Origin of the sequence: Bacillus sp. UNC438CL73TsuS30 (assembly GCF_000482325.1) — a bacterium.
Classification (GTDB): Bacteria; Bacillota; Bacilli; order Bacillales; family Cytobacillaceae; genus Neobacillus.
On record NZ_KI535298.1, the window covers coordinates 40,192 to 61,318 of the forward strand.

The following is a 21,127-nucleotide window of genomic DNA, read 5'->3' on the forward strand; positions in this document are numbered from 1 at the left end:
CCCCTTAAATTTCTCTAAAACCAATATTCAAAAAATTCTTATATTAAAAATTATTCTAGTATTTCTTTGAGTTAAAATCAATAGAAAATTGAAAAATATTTTTCTGCTTTAAAGCGGCAATTTCCATCAAAATTACTTTGTACTGAAAAATATTTTAGAAAACCGTCATTATTCTCTTTTTTAAAAACAAAAAACCTTCTTTCATTAAAGAAGGTTTTTACAAGAATGTATATTAATGGATAAATTTCAGAACCAAAGATTCTACCATTCTCTTGTTTTTTCTAGTAATTGATCAATTTCTATTGGCTTTATCTTATAACTGTTCTTTTCAGATGTTAGATCTGATGTAGATTCTAGTAATTTGTCAATATCAATCAAAATGATTCCCATTATCTAACCTCCAAGTTTTGATTTACTTAGGAAATTTTTTATCTTGCTAAACGGTTCGAAACTTCCTGAAATGTTATGGGGGTGTTTTTTCTAAAATAATTGTTTTTCTTTATCCCGGCCTCTAAATAGTACTAAAGGATTAGCCCTTATAATAATGCACTAGTTAGGTATGATTTATTTCACTTTTATTTCACAATTTGTTCATTAAAATGATAATGGGAAATCAAGTAAGAAGTTGGGGGACTCCTTGCTTGATGAAAAATTAATGGGAGGGGTTATTATGTACCAATCGATTGCATGGTACGCTACACTCTTTTTCGTTTTCCTAATTGCACTGGCATTTTCCTTCGTGTATGGGGAATCGAGAAAACTCAAAGATTATGGGCCAATCCAAGAGAAAGGCTACAAAATTCGTAAATTTTATTTTCTAGGTTTAATCGCCATTTTAGGATTTGCATCTGCCCTATCGCTAAGCAGACTGCCTTATCATGCTCAACATGCGCAGGCAAAAGAAATGGGGAAAGTAGTTAAAGTTACGGGAATGCAGTTTTCATGGGAATTAAGTGACGATCATTTTACGGTTGGGGAGCCGGTCATATTTCATGTGACAAGTAAAGATGTTACACATGGGTTCGGGTTGTATGATGAAAATCTTCATCTTATAGGCCAAACACAGGCAATGCCTGAATATACAAACATGCTTCAGGTTACCTTTAAAAAACCTGGAACCTATAAAATCCTATGCTTAGAATATTGCAGCACCGGACATCATTTAATGATGAAGGACATCGTTGTGGAGCCTAAAGGAGGAAGCAGCAATGGAAACTAATGCACAGAATGCCATCAAAAAGGGTGTTTCTATTTACCTCATGGTTACCTCGGTTGTTCTTGTTCTCATGATGATTTTCGGTGTTATGATGCTGTTAAATCAAGGGAATGTTATTAAAATTTCCGCCCAGACCTTTTATAAGGTGATGACGATTCATGGAACTGGAATGGTTGGAATTGCGTCTTTAGGTGGAAGCGCTATCCTTTGGTACTTCCTATCAAAGTATATCCATTTAAATCCAAAGATTCTTTTTGCTAATTTAATTTTTTCGCTTATTGGAGTAGTCATGATTCTTGTAGCGATTTTTGGATTTAATTTTTCTGATGGATGGACTTTTCTTTACCCGTTGCCATCTTTTTCAGCTAAACTGAACGGTTTAATAGGTGCACTATTATTCTTGTTTGGCCTATTATTACTAGGCGTTGGTTATCTAGTGATGTATTTTTATTTAGCAGCAAGACTTATTAAAGAATACGGAGGTCTAGGTAAATCACTTGGGTGGGACTATATTTTCCGAGGTAAAAAGGGCTATGGTCCACCAGCTGCAGTCGTTGCTACAACCATGGTGATTATCGCTAACTCTGTCGGAATTCTAGCTGGTGCAACTGCATTAGTAGAATCGATTTTAAACATTCTTAATCCGAATTTTGCTTTCGACCCAATGCTGGCGAAACACTTAACCTATGCTTTTGGTCATATTTTTGCTAACTGTACAATTTATATGGCGGTTATTGCTGTTTACGAAGTTCTTTCTGAGTATACAGGGCGCCCTTGGAAATCAAATAAAGTATTTTTAATCGCTTGGAACTTTTCGACCTTGTTTACGTTAATGATTTATACTCACCATTTATTAATGGACTTTGCCGTTCCAGAATGGATGTTAATTATCGGGCAAATTTTCTCCTATGCTAACGGTCTTCCAGTCATGGTTGTAACCGCATATGGTGCCTTAATGATTGTTTTCCGCTCAGGCATGAAATGGGATTTTGCTTCAAGTATATTTTTCCTTTCCATGTTTGGCTGGGTTGCAGGTGCCGTTCCAGCGATTATTGACGCAACAATCGTTGTTAACCATGTAATGCATAATACAAAATGGGTTCCCGGTCACTTCCATACTTATATGGGGATGGGAGTAGTCGCAATGATTTTCGGTTTCATGTACTACTTCAATAAAATGGAAGGAACCCAGAAACAAAAAGGTATTGATAAGTATGCAATTTTCACTTATTTCGTTTTCTTTTCCGGTTTAACCGGCTCATTCCTCTATGCTGGAAAAATTAGTGCGCCAAGAAGATGGGCTGAACATCTGCCGCAATGGACCGGCTCTGACCAAGTAGGTGCACTTTGCGGAGTCTTTATCATAATTGCTGCAATTATTTTTACAACTAGATTTTTCATTGGCTTAAGAAATGTTGGTAAAAATACACCAACAAAGTCATTTAAAAAAGTTTCATAGCATGCGAAAAATCCAGTCAGTGAGATATGACTGGGTTTTTTTATAAAATTAATAGACTAGTAATCTTTTATTCATAATTTATTCATTTTTGTTTTGTAAGATATTTTTTGTAGGACAATCACTTCCCCCCTTTGACATCCGGCTAACATTTAGCCGGATTTTTTTTATGCTGTATTAGAGCAGATTAACCGCTATAAACACTATCACATGTTCCAGCTTTTGGTTCATAAAAACAATGTTGCTTAAATTGACCGGATTGAGGTTGACCGTACCATGTTGGAGGGCATGACTGATATGCTCCCCTTAATTTATTGGTTAACTGCCTTTGAATTTATTTCAATTTCCTTGGATTTAAAGGACCATTTCATCATCGGTGGAGTGACAACTGTTGTTACAATAACAACAACAATAATTGTAGCAAATAAATCCTGAGTAATTAAATTGGATGCTAGGCCCATTGATGCAACTATTAATGCAACTTCACCACGCGAAACCATTGCTGAACCAATTCCCATTGCGCTATTCCAACCAAATCCAGAAAGTTTGGCACCTGCACCTGCACCTACAAATTTCGTTAAAATCGCTAAGAAGCTAAGCAAAATAATAAGACCTAAATGATCAAGAATGCCAGTAAACTTAGCCGAAATGCCAATGTAGGCAAAGAATACTGGAACAAAAATCGAATAGCTTAGTGTTTCAACTTTTTCAAAAACTTCCTGTTTGAATTTTGTTAAGCCGATAGCGATACCAGCGATGTATGCTCCAATAATATTAGCAACTCCAGTATATTCAGCCGCAAATGCATATACAAAACAAATAATTAATGCAGATGAAATAACAGCCTCGCTTACAGGTAATTTTGTAAATTTATTCATTGCCCATGGAACAACTTTCCAAGCAACTAAGATAGATACCACAAAAAACAATACTTTCTTTATTACCAATGTCGTTAAAGATACTTCCCCACCTCCAGCAAAGGACATTAATATTGCCAAAATTAACATTACAACAACGTCATCCAAGACGGCGGCGCCCAATATTACACTTCCTTCAGATGTCTTTAATTGATTCATTTCTTTAAGAGTTTGAACGGAGATACTTACACTTGTAGCAGAAAGCATAACACCCAAAAACCAGGATTGCATGTTCGATAAATCCAGCATGATTCCTGTAAAATACCCCAAAAATAATGGAACAATAATTCCGCCGAAACCAACAAATGCCGATGATTTTCCAGATCGTTTAAATTCATCAAGATCAGTTTCTAGGCCAGCAATGAACATAAGTAAAATAACACCAATTGTACTAAATGTTGATAAAGTATCTGATGCACTGATTAATCCAAAAACAGATGGTCCTAATAAGACCCCTACAATAATTTCTCCCAGCACGGAAGGTTGACCTAGTTTCGCACTCAAACCTCCTGCAAGTTTTGCTGCAATGATAATAAGTGCTAAGTGAAGAATGAACATTTTATTCCACCTTTCAAATATAAAAAATTCTCCCATTGAAGAGCAAATACAAAAAGAGCCTGTTATTCCATAAACAGGCTCTTAAAAACATACAAAAAAGCCCGTCAACCAAAGGGCATAAATACCCCTTGGTGACAGGCTCCTCCATACGTACAATATATAATTATTAATATATTAACAGATTTTATAGTATTTTTCAATACCGACTTTCTAATCCCATTTCCTTATTTTGGTGATTATTTTTTCCTTCAGCACCATTAAAAAGGTTGTTTCACCCTTTTGGATTTTTTGCTTGTTCCATTCATTGGTGCTGGCAACGGTAATGAGGATAAGTCCTGCAACCAGCAGATATCCCCACCAAGGCATATTTCCCCAATAGGGTCTTGTTTGTAAAAAAACATTTAAAAGCAACACGCCAGAGCCAATAAAGAAGTACGATTTAATTTGCAAGAACATTCCTGCTAACACCGAAAGCAGGGATAATGACCCTAAAATAATCGCATCGTAAATGGTTGAACTAGCCAGCCCATCTTGGATTAAAAGAATTGCAACCACACATAGGACGGCCCATTCAAGCGGTTTTGTCAGGCTTGTATAATGATCTTTTAATTTGATGCGTATCAATATCACCACGACCACCAGCGGCAATACCATTGCCTCCCGGTCCCATAATGCCGGAATATTCAAATCTGTTACAACCGAGTAGTAAGGCTGCAATAAATATAGGCTCCCTAACATCACAATCAAAACGGAATAATTTTTTGGAACCCTTTTACGCTGCATCCAAATGGAAGCAGAGATAAGCAATCCCGGAAGCGCCTCTGTCCAGACAGATTGTTCAGTAAAATAATACATAAACGAAAAAAATAAAAGTGAAATAACTGTGTATCCATCCAGCTTTAATTCATGCGGTTTATTTCCAAGCTCAATTAATTGTTTATAGATCAATTGACCAACCAAAACCAATAAAATGCCTATTCCTCCAGAAAGGAGCATCTTTTCAACCGAAACCAAATTGTCCAAAAAGGAAACTTCAACGGTTGCAATAAAAGCAATAAATAGTGGAAATATAACAAATTGATCCCATTTGATCTTGTGTAAAAAAACCAAGACACCAATTGTATAGAAACAAGTTGTTAAATATGGACCCCAATCGAACGGATAAGCATTCAAGGTACAGCAAAGCCCAAATAAAGAGAAAGGTACGAGATAAAATATAGTTCGTTTTTTGTATGCAGGGTCAGTGGCCATCCAAAATAAACCGAGCACGATACTTGTAGTTGGAAATTCGTAGTACCGTTTTAACGTATCAAATAGATGGTCCATACCAAGGGAAATCACACAAAAAACACTGGTAAAACAGCCATAGAGAAAAAGCTTGATCTTCCACTCATCCCCTGCTTGCCTGGCGCTAATGGCATAGACAATAATCGCAATGACAAAGCTTACCCAAGCCGTATCGTGATCAACCAACCACATATACCCGAGTACTGCCGGGAAGAGGATATGGCCAATCCACCCAAAAGCAGATGATAGATCTTGATCTTTATTTCGCCAAAGGTAACTAATGACAAGCAATACAACAGCACTCGTACTCGCAATCAATGTATTCATCATTTGATTAAATTCAATTTTCATGGACAGGGCATGGACACAAGTTAAATAGGCCAATAATGTTGCCATTCCAATTAAATACGGTACCCATTTCGTCCCGATTCTTTTGTATAAATACGAATACATCCCTACCCCAATCAGGAGGACAAGCGGTTGTACCCATAGTTCGTTAACCGAACCTATATAAGATTGACCAATGGCCAATGTATAAAAAATTTGGGATAAGAATAACGAGGTTTGTTCCAACCTCTTTTCTTTTACCTGTTTCCAGCCGAAACTTGACAGTAAGACAAGAATTGCCCCTATGGCAAAATTAACTGTGTTCCCATAATCATTTTCATATAAAACTGAATGAGCATTTATTTCACTGCCAAAGGCTATAATTGAAAGCCCAAAAGTACTTGGTAACATCCATTCTGCTGGTTTTTTATAATGTAACCTTTTCTCGGATTTTAACAGTAAATAGGTACTAGGGACGAGCAATAAAAGCATTACCCCTAACTCCCACCATTTTTGGAATACGAATGCTGCCAGAATAGCGATTCCCATCACAACTAACCCAACATCCCTTGAGCTAATTCTTACAATTTCCAAGTATGCTCCTAAATGTAAAATCCCAAATAGAATAAACAAAAGGAAACCTGTAAAAAACAGTGTCAATGAAAAATGGAAATCAATTACCAAACTTATGAAGGAGAGTGATTCCATGATTGCGACCGTCAAGAAGACTGAACTAAAATACGGGAATATTGCTCTAGGAGTGTGATGGGATAAATACGTAAAATTAGCAGCAATAATGAGATATGCAATCAAAAGTACGAGTGATGGCTCACCCGAACGCAGCAGAATCCCTTCAAAACTGATATAAATAAAGGCTAAACCCGAAACGACTGCACTCGTAACCTGGAAAACCTTATCCAGTGAAAATTCTTCTTTTATAGCTTTAGGAACAAACATAAACCCAAAAGCTGCTAAAGCATAAAGGATTGGCCCAACAGATTCAAGCACAGAATGTTCGATTACCTGATAAAATCCATATACAATCATGGCACTGAAGATAAAATGATATTCCTTCCTGCCACTGACATAGATCATCGATAAGTAGATGACCGCTGTCAGAAAGAGATTGAAACCATACAAGATTTGATTATCATAGATAAACAGCATTAAGAGTGTACATATGACCAGATTCGCTTGGATATAAGGAACAAACTCACTAGTAAATAACCTTAGGTCTTTTCTGTTCTTTACCAAATGATAAATAAAAATTAGAATAGCATTGAAGCCCATCAAGCCTAAATAAAATAAATCAATTTCAAGCTTCAGGCTTGCTAGTAAAAATGCAAACCCAGTAGTCAGCGAAATATAGGTAAACCAAACAAACAATCTTGAATCTAGTTTTTTTGCAAAGTATATATAGTCAATGATGGGGATGAAACTTCCCAGCACTCCGAGAATATATCGTCCATCACCTGTTATGGATAAATACGGCCCTAAAAGACCGAACCAACCAAGGGATAAAATGAAAATGGGCAAAAATAAACTTCCCAGTATGATGAAGGCAAAAGCGGTTTTGTTTATATGCAAAATCTTTTCGGATAATCCTGAAATTCCGAAAAATAACAATGCCACAATTCCGATTGATCCACTTTTCATCAAGCTGGACATGGATTCCCAATTGCTTGTCGCAACAAATAATCCACCGATTAACAAAAAGATCACGCCAATATTAAGCAGCCATGTTATATTTCTTTCTCTGATTTCCTCTTGTGATAATACCTTTTTTAATTTTTGAGGCTTTTTAGGAACAGATTTTTGAACGGATATTTTCTTCTCTGGTTCTTTTAATTGTTCTTCAGCTTCATTTTTGATTAAATCAAGGTGAAATGTATGATGAGCTTTCGCAACCGTAGCAACAATTGCTTCAGATAAGTACCCCTTTTCTTTTAATATATATAATTCCTGCCTGAAAATTTTTCTTCTCTCTTCCCTTAAATTTGTCTCCATTCTATCTCCCCTCAAATCATTATCTTTATATTTTTACCACATTTTCCCTCTATAGTGTAATTTTACACTATAGTTTATTTTTTTCAACAATTTCATAAAATTTCCCTTTTTTAAGGATCGGAAGTTCGTCCAAACAAAAGGACTGGCAGTTACATACAATAAAGTAAGTGAATAAAGGGGGTGTAAAATTAATGAGCTACGGTGGAAATAACAGTTTCGCATTAATTGTAGTGTTGTTCATTCTTTTAATCATTGTAGGCACTGCTTTCATGGGAGGAGGTTACTACTAAACCTCAGTATCAAACCTCTTTGTAGAACAAAACAAGCTGTGCAATTAGCACAGCTTGTTTTTTGTTTCAATTTCCTTTAGTTCTTGATTGATCCACTCATCCAAACGAGTGATACTTTGTTTAGCCCGTTCATACTCAATTTTTCGGTAGTGATGCATTCCGCCGGTTTCCTCGTCTTTTTCGTCTGCCCATTTGACAATTTGCTGTAAAGGGGTACGGACAATATCGTTCGATGGCAAAAAGGAATCTGTATGAAAAAGAATTGCTAGAGCAATCGTTTTGGCCTTTATTGGATTCTCTCCTAAGCGAATTAACAGTTTGTGAGCACGTTCAGCCCCTTTAATGGGGTGGATATCATTTTGCTTGTACAATTCATAATCCCACTTCCCGTTTTTATACCATGTATAATGCCCCATGTCATGAAGGAGACCAGCCTTTGCGGCAATATCGACATCGACTTTATGCTCTTTCGCTAACTTAACCGCATGATAGGCAACGGCAATGGCATGGGCGAGGCCTGAGCGGTTTAAATATTTTTGGGCAATATGATGTTCAAATATATTTAATAACGTTACATCTCTCATATGGTTTTCCCCCATCCATTGTGGATTTTTTATCATACATTATATGACAAACTTGTCTTTATTGCTATTTTTTCATGCAAAAAAGGGAATTCAAATTGATGAATTCCCTTTTTCAGATATTATCGTTTAGATTTTCGGTACCCAGCTTGCTCTGCATCTTGTTCTGAGCAAAACCAGACAATATTGTCCTTTACTGTATCATAATAGGATCCATCAGGAACATGATAAATATGAGAGTTGGCATTTCCTTTTATTTTCCCTTTACAATTCAGGTTTGTTTCTTTGTCATCACTTGGATTATTTTGATAATAATTGCTGCCTGAATTTGTTGATTTTGAATCTGTAGATTTTGTAGATGGTCGACCTAAAGATCCTTTCACCACTTCTTCATGGTACCCATCTTCTTCAGCATAATTTTCAATTGACCAAATGCCAATCCCCTTTTTCTGTGCCACTTTGAATCGCATAGAATTGATCGACATATTTTGTATTCGGAGCATAAATATAGGCAACCCGCGCCAAACCCTTTTCTAAGAGCATTTCATTAAACATTTTTCCGTCGACATATATATAGGCGAGTAGACGCCCATATTTATCACGCCCATCCCCAATACCGGTTTCGATTTGTACCTTCTTTCCAACAGGGAGGATTTTTTGGGTATAAGCGGATGCTTCCGGTCCAAACGGCTGAACACCTAGACGAGGATGATGTGTTTCAGGTGTATCCACACAAAGCATTCTCACCTTTTCCTCTCGGCCCTTTAATTTAATCACAACCGTATCCCCATCGACATTTTTAACAATGGTTGCCGGTATCAACTTTTTATCAGCTTTCAGGCTACTATCAATTAATTGATTTTCACTTTCATCATCATTGGCAACTGAAGCATTCTGTTGTGGGTGATTTGTATTTGTGTTTGTGTTTGTGTTTGTGTTTGTGTTTGTGTTTGTATTATCGCTCGTTGAACAGCCTGAAAACATCATTGTAAAAAAGAAAACAAGCGATAATATGCCGAATCTTTTTCTCATTTTTATTCTCTCCTTTAACTTCAAAAAAAGAGAGAAGAACCAAATGTTCTTCTCCCATTACCTAGTTAAGGCGTTTCGGTTCCTGTTGCTTTAACGGTTCCTTTTGGCCCTAAATATTCATAATCGTCCGGATTAATTGGTGTATATCCTGCAGGTTTATAGAATCTTAACAGGTCCTTATAAACCACTTCGTCAGACATTTGAAGTTCTGTTTTTACTTTTTCATCAATGGCCTTACATGAGCTGTTATCCGGCAGTAATTCTTCTGTATTGGTTGAATAACACTTATCACTTACTTGTATCACTTTAGGAGAAACATAATCACCATTTCTGAATAATGCCCAGTTGCGGTGGTCCTTTGATAATAAATCAGAACCAAACTCCATGTAATCCTTCGTATCCACACCTAGTAAATGAAGAAGTGTTGGGCGTACGTCGACTTCACCACCGTATTGGTGCTGAACCCCGCCTTTCACACCAGGTACATGGATATATAATGGAACCTCTTGTAGTTTTGCGTTCAATGCAGGTGTTATCTTATCAACACCAAGAACCTTTGCCATTGCCTCATTATGGTTTTCAGAAATACCATAGTGATCCCCATATAGGACAATAACCGTTTTATCATAAAGTCCATCTTTCTTTAAGTCATTAAAGAATTGTTCCAATGCTTGGTCCATATAATGGGCAGATTGGAAATATTGGTTTACCACTGTATCACCGTAATCTCCAGCAGGGAAATCGGTATCCTGCGAATCCATTTCAAACGGGAAGTGGTTGGACAACGAAATAAACTTTGTATAAAAAGGCTGTTTTAAGCCTTCAAGCATTGGCATGGATTCCTTAAAGAACGGTTTATCCTTCATCCCATAGTTTTTGGTATTTTCATCTGACATATCATAATATTCTGCATCGAAGAATTGATCATAGCCTAATGCTTTATACATCACATTTCGATTCCAGAATGTCTTATAGTTACCATGGAACACAGCTGAATTATAGCCAAGCCCCTTTAAAATGGCCGGGCTTGCTTGATAGGTATTTTGTGCCTTATTCACAAAAACCGCACCCTGTGACATTGGATATAATGAGTTTTCCATTAAGAATTCAGCATCGGAAGTTTTACCCTGTCCAGTTTGATGGTAGAAATTATCAAAATAGAATGTCTTGCCATCATGTGCTAATGAATTTAAAAATGGTGTAACCTCTTGACCATTTGGCATTTTATAATCAATCATAAAGTTCTGGAATGATTCAAGCGAGACGTAAATCACATTCATTCCTTTTGCCTTGCCAAAATACTTTGGATTTGGTTTTGCATAGTTCGCTTTCCGATAGTTTTCAACATCGGTAATATCACTGCTGTCAGCAAGTGCACGCTGACTGGATGATTTAATATTTTGAATCATGTCATAAATTGTAAAGTTATACGCCCCAAGATATTTAACTAAATAGTTTCTGTCAAAAGAACGTGATAATAATTGCGGGCGATCCTTTTCTGCCAAACCAAGATTAAAAAGGAAAACAGTGATTGAAAATAAAAGAACGATCTTGAATGATTTCCTAGTTTGAACCGTAACCTTTTTAAATACTGTTAAGGCAAGAATAATTAGAATAATAAAGTCTGAAAAATAAAAAATATCTAATGGTGACATTAAAGAAACCGCGCTATCACCAAGCTGTCCTGCATTCGTCTTTGTTTGCATAAGAACAGGAATGGTGATGAAATCATTAAAAAATCGGTAATATGCAATATTTGCATACAATAGGAACGACAATAAGAAATTGATGATAATCATCACAAGCTTAACATGCTTTTTAAAAAGCAAAGCGATACCGAAAAATAGTAATGCCGAGCTTAATGGATTAATGAACAATAAGAATTTCTGTAGGTTATTATCAATTCCTAATTTAAATTCAAGTTGGTAGGCTACATATGTTTTAATCCAAAACAATACTACAGCAATTGCAAAAAAAGTAATATGGTTATTATTTTTTAGTGTTTTGGGAAGATTAATCTTTTTCATCTAAATTCTCCTCTCACTTACCAATAAAAAACTTCGGTAAACGAACCTCAATTACTATAACACATTTTCTTTAAAAATAAAAACATAAATAATCCCAGTTTACGCATCCTTTTGGACAAAATTTTTCGTCAATTTTCTTACTTTTTCGTTAAAATTTTATTACTAATATTAGGGTTCATTTCGTAATTAGTCATGAATTTCACTTTTTTATTCTTATGCCAATGACTAGTGGGACATGACTATTTTTCCGGACTCAATTATATAAGACGAACAAAAACCACTTTAGTTTCACTGTTGATTTAATTTTTTAGCGATGAGTTTATTTTTAGCTATCTTAATCGTGAATGTAGTTAGATGCAATAAGTATTTGGTCTTATCTTTAAAATAATGACCTATGGCTTGAATAGTGGAATGCGGTTATGAAAAGGATAAATTTAAATAGAAAGAAAGAGGAGATAAAAGATATGCCGAGAATAAGACCGGAGTTTACAAAAAGCCCTTATTTCGTAGATGAGCCTGGGAATTGGCACTTAATGCCTGGCGCACCAGTGGAGCTGCAGGAAGAATTTGAACAGTATATGGCATCGCTAAGAGACACAGATGAGGATGGGGCATTTAACGGAATTCATATATCCTATCCCTATAATCGTGGTAGGGATCAATACTGATCCTTCCTTTTTTTCTAAGTTAAACGAATTTCTTCTATATATAATAGAGAGCGTTTACATTCATCATTGAATAAAAGGACATGTACTAACCAAAAATAAAATGAAAAACTGTTTTAGGAGTGAAGGAAATGAATGTAAATCGTGTAAAACAAATTTTATCTTCATCAGCTGATATTGAAGTTAAATACAATGGTGCATCCGTTTGGATTGACCAATTAAACGAGGATGGAAGGACAGCAACTGTTCATTTAAGAGGGCCGTTGGAGGAACGTTCTACTGTTGAAATCCATGAGTTAATTGAGGAATAATCTCTTAACCACCTATTTTCCAATGGGTGGTTTTTTTTAACATAATAAAAAAGACAGGAGGTTTTCCTGTCTTATACCATGTCTTCGTTTTCTCTTTCTATTTCACTTGGCTGGGGTTGTTCATTTTGAACGATGCTTCCGAGTACTTCTCTGTCCATCTTGCCGGCATCTTTTCCGGCCCCCGGTGCTATATGAGACATTGGCAGTTGTTCTAATTCTTTACCTCTTGGCAATTTTCTTCACTCCTTTTTCTTTAGAGTGTGCATTCCCAATAGGTTTTACTCCGTAATGTTCGCTATTGCGTGTTTGGCAAGAAGCTGAATCGTCATATCATCCATGGGTGGATTGTGAAGGCCGGCTCTCACATCACGATAATAACGCTGCAATGGATTTTTTAATGAGAGGCTTCTAGCCCCGACAATCCTCATTGCAAGATCGACAATCTCAATGGCCGAATTCGTAACAGTCATTTTGACCGCACCTAAAACTGGCCCCATTTGATTCCGATCTTGAACACCTGAGGAGTCCCATTCTTTAGCCACCGAATATAAAAAGTACTCAGCCTCCATGATCCTCCATTCTATTTCACCAATTTTTTGCTTGACGTTCGGTAAATCGATAATTGCTCCCTTTATACTACTTGGAGAATACTCTTTGGCAAATTGAATACAATAGTTTTTTGCCGCTTTGGCAATCCCAAGATAACAGGCCGGAATATGGAGAAGCCAGCCGCTTGGTTTTTTCCCTTCTAATCCAAGCTGTTCGACAAAGAATTCGTCAGGCACTTTTACATTTTTAAGTATTAAATCATGGCTTCCTGTACCCCGTAAGGCAATACTATCCCATGTTTCTTCAATAGAAACCCCTTCTGTAGGACGGGGAATAAGAAAATTTCCAACCCTATCTGTTTCTTTGATTGCTGCACTGACAATAAAATAATCAAGCACAGGCGACATGGTAGTAAATGTCTTTCTGCCATTAATTATCCAGCAGTCGCCTTGTTTTTCCGCAATCGTTTCCGGCCTGCCCCCTCGCGTCGGACTTCCAGTACTTGGTTCTGTCGCGGCACTGTTAATTAATGCTCCTTTTTTAACTTCCTCACAAAGCATTTTAAAGACCGATTCTTTCCAACTATCTTTTTCTCCGAGATTCATCATGATTCCCATATGCCAGCCAATCGAAAGTGCCGTGGCCCCGTCACCTTCTGCCATCTTCTCCTGCATGCGTAGTAATTCATATAAAGAAATTTCTTTACCACCATTCTTTTTAGGAACAGTTAAGGCAGTATATCCTGTATTTTTAAGATCATCCATATTTGCATACGGAAAACTTCCCTCAATATCCACTTGATGTGCACGTAATGAAAATTGCTTGGCTAAGATACTCATGATTTCGAGACGTTCTTCAACTGAATTTTTTTCTAAAAAACTCATCTAATCCTCTCCAATTCATAAAAACCATCCAAACATTTGAGGATGGTTTTACTATCTATCTGTCTATTCTATATTCGAAAATTGCTCCAAATCACTATTTTCCCCAATTACTACAAGAACATCACCACTCGCAATTTTCTTATCAGGAGATGGGGTAATATTGATTTCATGCCCATGGCGAATGGCTATCACTGTTAGATTAAACTTCGCCCTGAGGTCGAGTTCCCTTAATGTTTTTTCCGTCATTTTTTCAGGGATTTTCACTTCCTCCACACTATAATCCTTTGAAATTTCAATGAAATTTAGAACATTTGGAGAAAGAAGCTGATGCGCCACCCTGATTCCCATATCTCTTTCCGGATATACCACCCAATCGGCTCCAACTTTTTTAAGAACTTGACCATGTAATTTATTAAGTGCTTTGGCAATTACTTTTTTAACCCCAAGTTCTTTTAATAACAGAACACTAAGGATGCTTGCTTGAATGTCATTTCCAATTGCCACAATGACGGTGTCAATATTACGGATACCGATGGATTTCAACGCTTCGGCATCCGTCGAATCGGCAATTAATGCATGTGTCGTATATGGATGGGCATCATCCACCCGCTCCTCATTTACATCTACGCCAAGAACTTCTTTACCTGATTCGAATAATTTCGTTGCAATACTAAGGCCAAATCGTCCTAATCCAATCACTGCATATTGTTCTGTCATGGAAATCAACCTCCTGCTGTAGATTTAACCAATCATAATTTTCCCTTTAGGGTATCGGAACGCATCGGGATTTCTTCTCATTGTCACTGCAAAAGCAATCGTTAATGGCCCAACTCTGCCGGCAAACATCGTAAAAATTATCAATCCCTTGCCAACATGAGACAGCTCTGGGGTTAATCCCATTGAAAGTCCTACAGTGGCAAAGGCTGACGTTGCTTCAAATAGGATCATTAAAAAGTCTTTGCCGCTTTCGGTAATGGTCAAAAGCATCGTAATCACTACAACTAGAAATAATCCGCTAAATGCAACAGTTATCGCTTTATAGATCGTTTCATAAACAATCCGCTGGCGGTAAAAAATAACATCTTCCTTCCCGCGGATTTGGGACCAAACCGCACCGATAAGAGTGGTAAAGGTAGTGGTTTTAATACCGCCCCCTGTGGAACCCGGTGAGGCACCAATAAACATTAAGATAATGATTAAAAATAATGAAGGGTGAGTCATATCACCAATACTGATGGTATTAGCCCCCGCTGTTCTCGCAGTAACCGATTGAAACAAGGCACCAAGAAATTTCCCTAAAAAGGATAATGGTTTTAATGTTTTTGGATTTGCATACTCAAATGAAAAAACACCAATTGTTCCAACCACTAATAAAAATAAACTTGTCATCAGGACGACTTTGGTATGTAACGATAACCGTTTAGAAACCCGAAATTCATAAATCTCATTCATAACAATAAAGCCAATCCCGCCTAATGTAATTAAAGAGCATATGGTAAGTACAACAGTCGGATCATCTACATAACTTGTTAGACTATGAAACTCCCCCATTAAATCAAAGCCGGCATTATTAAAATTGGAAATCGAATGAAAAATACCAAAATAAATAGCTTTTCCAATCGGCATATCCAAAGAAAAACGCAGTGTAAGTAAAATCGCCCCTGCTAATTCGATTACCGCCGTAAAAATTAAAATTCGTCTTGCTAGCCTTACGATCCCTTCCATTGAAAGATTATTCAGCGATTCTTGAAGTAAGATTCTTTCTTTTAATGAAATTCTTTTTCCAATCAGAAAGGCAAAGAGAGTAGCAAACGTCATGAACCCTAACCCACCGATTTGAATCATGAATAGAATGACCAGCTGGCCGAAGATTGTAAAGGTGGTTCCGGTATCTACAACAACAAGTCCAGTTACACAAGTGGCTGAAGTTGCGGTAAATAAGGCATTAAGAAAAGATAACCCTTGTCCATTTGTTGTTGAGATTGGCATTGTTAATAGTAAAGCACCAATTAATATAATGAGTGCAAATCCCAAAACCAGTACCTTTGGGGGGTCAAGATAAAATTTTTTTCGCTGCATAGTTTTCTCCTTACCTAATATGGCATTCTATAATAAATATCTGACATAAATATAAATCATTGATATAAAAATGGATAATAACATAAGAGGAAAGCCGACCTTTAAATATTTCATAAACGTTATATGGTATCCTTCCTTCGATGCGATTCCAGCTACAACCAGATTGGCACTGGCACCAATAAGGGTTCCATTACCACCTAAACATGCGCCAAGAGAAAGACTCCACCATAATGGATCCAAATTGGTTATACCCAATTTCCCCATTTCTTTTATCATCGGAATCATGGTCGCAACAAACGGAATATTATCAACAAAAGCCGAGATAACCGCACTCATCCAAAGAATTAAAATCGTGGTTGCTTTTGGTTCTCCCCCTGTAAGTGCAATTGCCTTTTTAGCAACTGCTGCAACAAGACCTGTCTCAACCAAACCGCCAACGATGACAAATAAACCAATGAAAAAGAAAAGAGTTGTCCATTCTACTTTTTCCAATACCGTCACTAAATATTTGTCCCCAGTCAGTAAAAGCAAGATAAAAGCCCCGATTAAGGCAATTGTAGCCGTCTCAATATGTAAAAGTTGATGAGCAAAAAAGCCGCCCAATGTCAGGACAATGACAAATATACATTTTGCTAGTAAATCATAATCCTTCAATTCCTGTTTCGCATTTTTACCTAATAGATGACTCTTTAGTTCCTTTGTTGATTTTAGTTGTTTCTTATATATTAGCGTAAATATAAAAATAGTAACAACTAAGATGATGATGTTAATCAATGCAAGATTATTGATAAATGTCATAAAGTCTAATGATTTTACCGCACTTCCAATCATCAGGTTTGGAGGATCCCCTATCATCGTCGCAGTTCCACCGATATTGGATGCGAATATTTCTGACATTAAAAATGGAATGGGGTGTACCTTTAGCTGATGAGTAATACTTAAGGTAACCGGTACAACGAGAAGAACCGTTGTAACATTATCAAGAAAAGCAGAAGCCACAGCAGTAAAAAAACTCAATACAATTAAAATCCGAACCGGTTCCCCCTTTACCTTCTGGGCCGCCCATACAGCAATAAATTCAAAAACACCTGTTTGTGAAGTGATTCCAACAATAATCATCATACCAACCAAGAGACCAATTGTATTAAAGTCAATATGATGAACAGCCGCCTTCTGATCTAGTATCCCAAAAGCAACCATTAAAAGACCGCCCAGCATAGCAATCGTCGTCCGATGAATTTTTTCCGAAATAATTGTCGCATATGTAAATAAAAAAATAATCAAGGCAATCCACTCTTGTGATCCCATGCTTCTACTCCCCTTATATATAATAGATACAGAAAAAAATATACTACTATCATTTATATATGTAAATATTTATTATCTTTTAAAAACTCTGATTTCAGGTTTTAAATAAAAAATAATTAAAAACCTCGTAATAGTTAAAAATAGTAATAACCATGAAAGTTTTGTGTCAAACCTCACTGTTTATTATCCAAAAATCAATTATAATAACAAAAGGAAAATTTCCCCACTAAAGGAATAATTAATTTCTAATGAGGGGAATCTATTCATTTTATAATGAGTCATTATTAAGGGGGATTTGAATGAATCAAGGACCAAAACAACTCTTTGTTCAAACCGGAAGCCTAGTTGCCGGTTTTATGGTTTGGGTACTTATTTCTTCGCTTATGCCATTTATTAAAGCAGATATTAATCTATCTACAACCCAAATTGCCTGGGCCACTGCTGTTCCCGTCATCCTTGGATCGCTACTGAGGGTACCAATTGGTTTTTGGACGAATCGATTTGGAGCAAGAGTCTTATTTACCATTTGTTTTCTTGTTCTGTTGATCCCTATTGCGGTCCTTAGCTTTGCCAATTCATTTGCCATGCTCATAGCGGGAGGGTTTTTACTGGGGATTGGCGGTGCGCTATTTTCTATCGGTGTAACTTCATTACCGAAATATTATGAGAAAAAAAAGCATGGATTTATTAATGGGATCTATGGTGCAGGAAATATCGGAACAGCTATCACCTCTTTTTCCGCTCCTGTCCTTGCAACTGCGTACGGATGGAGAAGCGCCATTAAAGTCTTTCTAATTGTTGTCTTGGTCTTTGCGGTCATTAATTTCTTATTAGGTGACCGCAAGGAGCGAAAAGTGAACAATTCCTTTTCAGTGGTCATTAAAGAGGTTTATCGGAACCCAAAACTTTGGCTGCTAAGTTTGTTTTATTTCATCACTTTCGGGTCATTTGTTGCTTTTACGATTTATTTGCCGTCCTTTTTAGTCAATCACTTTGAATTAGAGAAGGTAGATGCGGGTCTCCGGACAGCAGGTTTTATTGCTATTGCCACTCTTTTTAGACCAGTGGGCGGCTGGCTAAGTGATAAACTGAATCCTTTGTTAATCTTAATGTTTGTTTTCTTTTGGCTTACCTTTGCGGGTTTTCTCTTGTCATTTACCCCATCCTTGCCGATTTATTCCTTTGGCTGCCTATTAGTGGCTTTTTGTGCAGGGATTGGTAATGGTGCCATTTTTAAGCTTGTCCCCTTGTTCTTTTCCAAGCAGGCGGGTGTTGTGAATGGTATTGTATCCGCTATGGGCGGACTCGGCGGTTTTTTCCCGCCACTAATTTTAACTATCCTATTTAACTGGACCGGGCATTACGCGATCGGCTTTATGTCCTTGTCGGAAATTTCATTATCAAGCTTCGTTTTAGTTGTCTGGCTTTACTATCAGGATAAACTTGATATTTCGAATAAAATTGTCAATCATGCCGTCGATGGCATCGTGGTAACTGATCCAAATGGAATTATTCAAAAAATAAATCCGGCATTTACCAAAATCACCGGTTACCGACAAGAAGAGGTGGTTGGAAAGACACCAAGCGTTCTCCAGTCAGGAGAACACAATAATGATTTTTATAAAGGTATGTGGAATCATTTGAAAGAAAAAGGGTATTGGGAAGGCCATATTTGGAATAAACGTAAAAATCAAGAAATCTATAAGGAATGGTTAACGATTACCGCTATCAAGGATGAATCAGGCCAAACAAAAAACTTTGTTGGGATGTTCAGTGAAGAACGCGAAGAAGAAAAAAAGAAATAAAGATGAACCAACAGCTTTCCATTCGGAAGGCTGTTTTTTTGCTCTTTTTATAAGAAATGCCGTGCCTGAAGCGAAATCAACGACCAATTCTAAAAAAATTGAATGGCTTTTTGACAACTTTTTGACTTTGAACTCGTGTTCACAGTTCCTTCACCACTTTTGTGACGTACGTCACAAATTTCATGTTACCATTTGTTTTATAGTTTCAATATAAACAACAGACATCAAAAAATATAAATTTAAATTTTAGGAGGAGACAATAATGGCACGAATTAATTATTGGAATCCAGAGGACGAGAAATTTTGGAAAACAGAAGGAAGGAAACACGCACAAAGAAATCTATGGATCTCAGTACCATCTCTAATGCTAGCTTTCATCGTTTGGCAAATCTGGTCAGTGGTTGCCGTGAGACTTAACGATATTGGCTTCCATTATACAGAAGAACAACTATTTACACTTGCTGCTATTCCAGGACTTGTCGGTGCAACACTTCGATTTGTTTACACCTTTGCGGTTGGAATATTCGGGGGCAAGAACTGGACAGTCATTTCAACTGCCATCTTAGCAATCCCTGCCATCGGAATTGGTTTTGCAGTACAAAATCCTGACACACCATTTTCAATAATGCTTTTGTTGGCTGCTCTTTGTGGTCTTGGCGGCGGTAACTTTTCTTCATCCTCAGCGAATATCAGCTTTTTCTTTCCAAAAAAAGAAAAAGGTACAGCACTTGGTATTAATGGCGGTTTAGGAAATATGGGCGTTTCCGTTGTACAATTTGTAACACCATTGATTATTACTTCCAGCACCTTCGCATTTGTTGGCGGCAGACAAGTATTATCTACTGGTCAACATGTTTGGTTACAAAATGCTGCATTTATCTGGGTAATCCCTATCGTGATTGTTACATTACTTGCCCTATTTAAAATGGATAACGTACCAAATGCAAAACAATCTGTTGCCGATCAATTTGTGATTGTGAAACGTAAGCATACTTGGATTATGACCATCCTTTATATTGCAACATTTGGTTCCTTTATTGGGTATTCAGCGGCATTTCCGCTTCTATTAAAATCTCAATTTCCTGAGCACCTCTCTCTTGCTTTCCTTGGTGCTTTAGTGGCAGCAGCAGCAAGACCTGTTGGCGGCTGGTTGGCTGATAAGTTTGGCGGTGCGAAGGTAACAGCGTATGTATTTATTGTCATGGCAATTGGTGCTCTAGGTGTTATTTATTTCTTAAATGACAAGCAATTTGCTGGTTTCTTGCTAGCGTTCTTGGTTCTTTTCTTAGCTTCTGGAATTGGTTCTGGATCAACGTTCCAAATGATACCGAATATCTTTGTTCCAAAAGAAGCAGCACCAGTTATTGGTTTTTCAGCAGCATTTGCAGCCTATGGTTCATTCTTCATTCCAAAACTTTTCGGCTGGTCTATTAATACTACTGGCTCTTATGTAACAGCATTCTACTTCTTTATTGGTTTCTATGTAATTAGTTTTGGTCTTAACTGGTTCTTCTATCAAAGAAAATCTACAGCAGCTAAAACATTGGCAAAACAAGTCGGTTAATCCGGCTTGTTTTTTTTGTATGCTGTTTTCGCAAAGATTGTGTTTTTCGAACAAAAATAATGTTAAACGATTCGCCCTAAGGCTTCCAGTTCGAACTCGATTGCCCCATGGCTTCGCCAAAGCTGTCCGAATGAACTCCTGATTCGGACACGTTTGCCCCTGGCTTCGCCAAAGCTGTCCGAATGAGCTCCTGATTCGGACTCAACTGACTACAGGCTTCGCCAAAGCTGTCCGAATGGGCTCCTGATTCGGACTCAACTGACT

Annotated in this window: 17 protein-coding genes and 2 pseudogenes; 7 read left to right on the plus strand and 12 right to left on the minus strand. The window is 37.1% G+C overall.

The features are described from left to right. Positions 1-261: 261 nt before the first annotated feature. Complete coding sequence (locus tag M028_RS33920) at positions 262-390, minus strand: hypothetical protein (protein WP_269320962.1); 129 nt, start codon at positions 388-390, stop codon at positions 262-264. 280 nt (positions 391-670) lie between these two features. Between M028_RS33920 and M028_RS0126265 the strand changes: the two genes are divergently transcribed. Beyond that, positions 671-1,219 (plus strand): cytochrome c oxidase subunit II, encoded by a 549-nt coding sequence (locus M028_RS0126265; protein ID WP_026576508.1) that lies wholly within the window; start codon positions 671-673, stop codon positions 1,217-1,219. Then, positions 1,209-2,675, plus strand: a complete 1,467-nt coding sequence (locus M028_RS0126270; RefSeq protein WP_026576509.1) for a cbb3-type cytochrome c oxidase subunit I — start codon at positions 1,209-1,211, stop codon at positions 2,673-2,675. The genes M028_RS0126265 and M028_RS0126270 overlap by 11 nt, the downstream gene beginning before the upstream one ends. Before the next feature lie 184 nt (positions 2,676-2,859). Here M028_RS0126270 and M028_RS33745 read toward each other — a convergent pair. The 3 genes and pseudogenes from M028_RS33745 to M028_RS0126280 form a co-directional block, all read right to left on the minus strand. Then, positions 2,860-2,970: pseudogene (locus tag M028_RS33745) on the minus strand (cell wall hydrolase); the annotation flags it as partial. A gap of 13 nt (positions 2,971-2,983) precedes the next feature. Next, positions 2,984-4,147, minus strand: coding sequence for a cation:proton antiporter (locus M028_RS0126275; RefSeq protein WP_026576510.1), 1,164 nt, complete (start codon positions 4,145-4,147; stop codon positions 2,984-2,986). Positions 4,148-4,357: 210 nt separating this feature from the next. Further along, positions 4,358-7,768 carry a hypothetical protein gene (locus M028_RS0126280; protein ID WP_026576511.1) on the minus strand — a complete coding sequence of 1,137 codons (3,411 nt, stop codon included), beginning with the start codon at positions 7,766-7,768 and terminating at the stop codon, positions 4,358-4,360. Between the two features lie 191 nt (positions 7,769-7,959). On the opposite strand from M028_RS0126280, the gene M028_RS32430 reads away from it, so the two are divergent. Next, positions 7,960-8,058, plus strand: a complete 99-nt coding sequence (locus M028_RS32430) for a YjcZ family sporulation protein (RefSeq protein WP_035424860.1) — start codon at positions 7,960-7,962, stop codon at positions 8,056-8,058. A gap of 44 nt (positions 8,059-8,102) precedes the next feature. Here the strand turns inward: M028_RS32430 and M028_RS0126290 are convergent, their stop codons facing one another. From M028_RS0126290 to M028_RS0126300, 3 genes and pseudogenes are all read right to left on the minus strand, one after another. Continuing rightward, positions 8,103-8,642: an HD domain-containing protein gene (locus M028_RS0126290; protein ID WP_026576512.1), complete on the minus strand. Its 540-nt coding sequence runs from the start codon at positions 8,640-8,642 to the stop codon at positions 8,103-8,105. 119 nt (positions 8,643-8,761) lie between these two features. Further along, positions 8,762-9,671 (minus strand): annotated as a pseudogene (locus M028_RS31135) (thermonuclease family protein). Between the two features lie 65 nt (positions 9,672-9,736). Next, positions 9,737-11,698, minus strand: a complete 1,962-nt coding sequence (locus M028_RS0126300; protein ID WP_051591268.1) for an LTA synthase family protein — start codon at positions 11,696-11,698, stop codon at positions 9,737-9,739. Positions 11,699-12,162: 464 nt separating this feature from the next. On the opposite strand from M028_RS0126300, the gene M028_RS0126305 reads away from it, so the two are divergent. Then, positions 12,163-12,366 (plus strand): hypothetical protein, encoded by a 204-nt coding sequence (locus tag M028_RS0126305; RefSeq protein ID WP_026576514.1) that lies wholly within the window; start codon positions 12,163-12,165, stop codon positions 12,364-12,366. Between the two features lie 128 nt (positions 12,367-12,494). Beyond that, entirely contained in the window at positions 12,495-12,674 is a 180-nt protein-coding gene (locus M028_RS0126310; protein WP_026576515.1) for an H-type small acid-soluble spore protein, read from the plus strand. A gap of 71 nt (positions 12,675-12,745) precedes the next feature. Here the strand turns inward: M028_RS0126310 and M028_RS33465 are convergent, their stop codons facing one another. The 5 genes from M028_RS33465 to M028_RS0126335 all read right to left on the minus strand — a co-directional run bounded on the left by M028_RS33465 (position 12,746) and on the right by M028_RS0126335 (position 17,494). Then, complete coding sequence (locus M028_RS33465) at positions 12,746-12,907, minus strand: hypothetical protein (RefSeq protein ID WP_026576516.1); 162 nt, start codon at positions 12,905-12,907, stop codon at positions 12,746-12,748. Positions 12,908-12,952: 45 nt separating this feature from the next. Next, the gene (locus M028_RS0126320) at positions 12,953-14,107 is read right to left on the minus strand and encodes an acyl-CoA dehydrogenase family protein (protein ID WP_026576517.1); all 1,155 of its coding nucleotides are present in this window, start codon (positions 14,105-14,107) and stop codon (positions 12,953-12,955) included. Positions 14,108-14,170: 63 nt separating this feature from the next. Continuing rightward, positions 14,171-14,824: a potassium channel family protein gene (locus M028_RS0126325; RefSeq protein ID WP_026576518.1), complete on the minus strand. Its 654-nt coding sequence runs from the start codon at positions 14,822-14,824 to the stop codon at positions 14,171-14,173. Between the two features lie 24 nt (positions 14,825-14,848). Continuing rightward, entirely contained in the window at positions 14,849-16,186 is a 1,338-nt protein-coding gene (locus M028_RS0126330; protein WP_026576519.1) for a TrkH family potassium uptake protein, read from the minus strand. 27 nt (positions 16,187-16,213) lie between these two features. Next, positions 16,214-17,494 carry an SLC13 family permease gene (locus M028_RS0126335; RefSeq protein ID WP_026576520.1) on the minus strand — a complete coding sequence of 427 codons (1,281 nt, stop codon included), beginning with the start codon at positions 17,492-17,494 and terminating at the stop codon, positions 16,214-16,216. A 299-nt stretch (positions 17,495-17,793) separates the two neighbouring features. Here M028_RS0126335 and M028_RS0126340 point away from each other — a divergent pair, with 299 nt between their 5' ends. Together M028_RS0126340 and M028_RS0126345 are read left to right on the plus strand one after the other, a co-directional pair. Further along, the gene (locus tag M028_RS0126340) at positions 17,794-19,299 is read left to right on the plus strand and encodes a nitrate/nitrite transporter (protein WP_026576521.1); all 1,506 of its coding nucleotides are present in this window, start codon (positions 17,794-17,796) and stop codon (positions 19,297-19,299) included. A 262-nt stretch (positions 19,300-19,561) separates the two neighbouring features. Continuing rightward, positions 19,562-20,863, plus strand: a complete 1,302-nt coding sequence (locus M028_RS0126345) for a NarK family nitrate/nitrite MFS transporter (protein ID WP_026576522.1) — start codon at positions 19,562-19,564, stop codon at positions 20,861-20,863. Positions 20,864-21,127: the final 264 nt, after the last annotated feature.

Bases quoted from the DNA above. Each gene is read 5' to 3' on its own strand.
- M028_RS0126340 (WP_026576521.1), top strand. From the start codon at position 17,794: ATGAATCAAGGACCAAAACAACTCTTTGTTCAAACCGGAAGCCTAGTT.
- M028_RS0126270 (WP_026576509.1), top strand. From the start codon at position 1,209: ATGGAAACTAATGCACAGAATGCCATCAAAAAGGGTGTTTCTATTTAC.
- M028_RS32430 (WP_035424860.1), top strand. From the start codon at position 7,960: ATGAGCTACGGTGGAAATAACAGTTTCGCATTAATTGTAGTGTTGTTC.
- M028_RS0126305 (WP_026576514.1), top strand. From the start codon at position 12,163: ATGCCGAGAATAAGACCGGAGTTTACAAAAAGCCCTTATTTCGTAGAT.
- M028_RS0126300 (WP_051591268.1), bottom strand. From the start codon at position 11,698: ATGAAAAAGATTAATCTTCCCAAAACACTAAAAAATAATAACCATATT.
- M028_RS0126325 (WP_026576518.1), bottom strand. From the start codon at position 14,824: ATGACAGAACAATATGCAGTGATTGGATTAGGACGATTTGGCCTTAGT.
- M028_RS0126335 (WP_026576520.1), bottom strand. From the start codon at position 17,494: ATGGGATCACAAGAGTGGATTGCCTTGATTATTTTTTTATTTACATAT.
- M028_RS0126275 (WP_026576510.1), bottom strand. From the start codon at position 4,147: ATGTTCATTCTTCACTTAGCACTTATTATCATTGCAGCAAAACTTGCA.
- M028_RS0126330 (WP_026576519.1), bottom strand. From the start codon at position 16,186: ATGCAGCGAAAAAAATTTTATCTTGACCCCCCAAAGGTACTGGTTTTG.
- M028_RS0126265 (WP_026576508.1), top strand. From the start codon at position 671: ATGTACCAATCGATTGCATGGTACGCTACACTCTTTTTCGTTTTCCTA.
- M028_RS0126320 (WP_026576517.1), bottom strand. From the start codon at position 14,107: ATGAGTTTTTTAGAAAAAAATTCAGTTGAAGAACGTCTCGAAATCATG.
- M028_RS0126280 (WP_026576511.1), bottom strand. From the start codon at position 7,768: ATGGAGACAAATTTAAGGGAAGAGAGAAGAAAAATTTTCAGGCAGGAA.
- M028_RS0126290 (WP_026576512.1), bottom strand. From the start codon at position 8,642: ATGAGAGATGTAACGTTATTAAATATATTTGAACATCATATTGCCCAA.
- M028_RS0126345 (WP_026576522.1), top strand. From the start codon at position 19,562: ATGGCACGAATTAATTATTGGAATCCAGAGGACGAGAAATTTTGGAAA.
- M028_RS0126310 (WP_026576515.1), top strand. From the start codon at position 12,495: ATGAATGTAAATCGTGTAAAACAAATTTTATCTTCATCAGCTGATATT.
- M028_RS33920 (WP_269320962.1), bottom strand. From the start codon at position 390: ATGGGAATCATTTTGATTGATATTGACAAATTACTAGAATCTACATCA.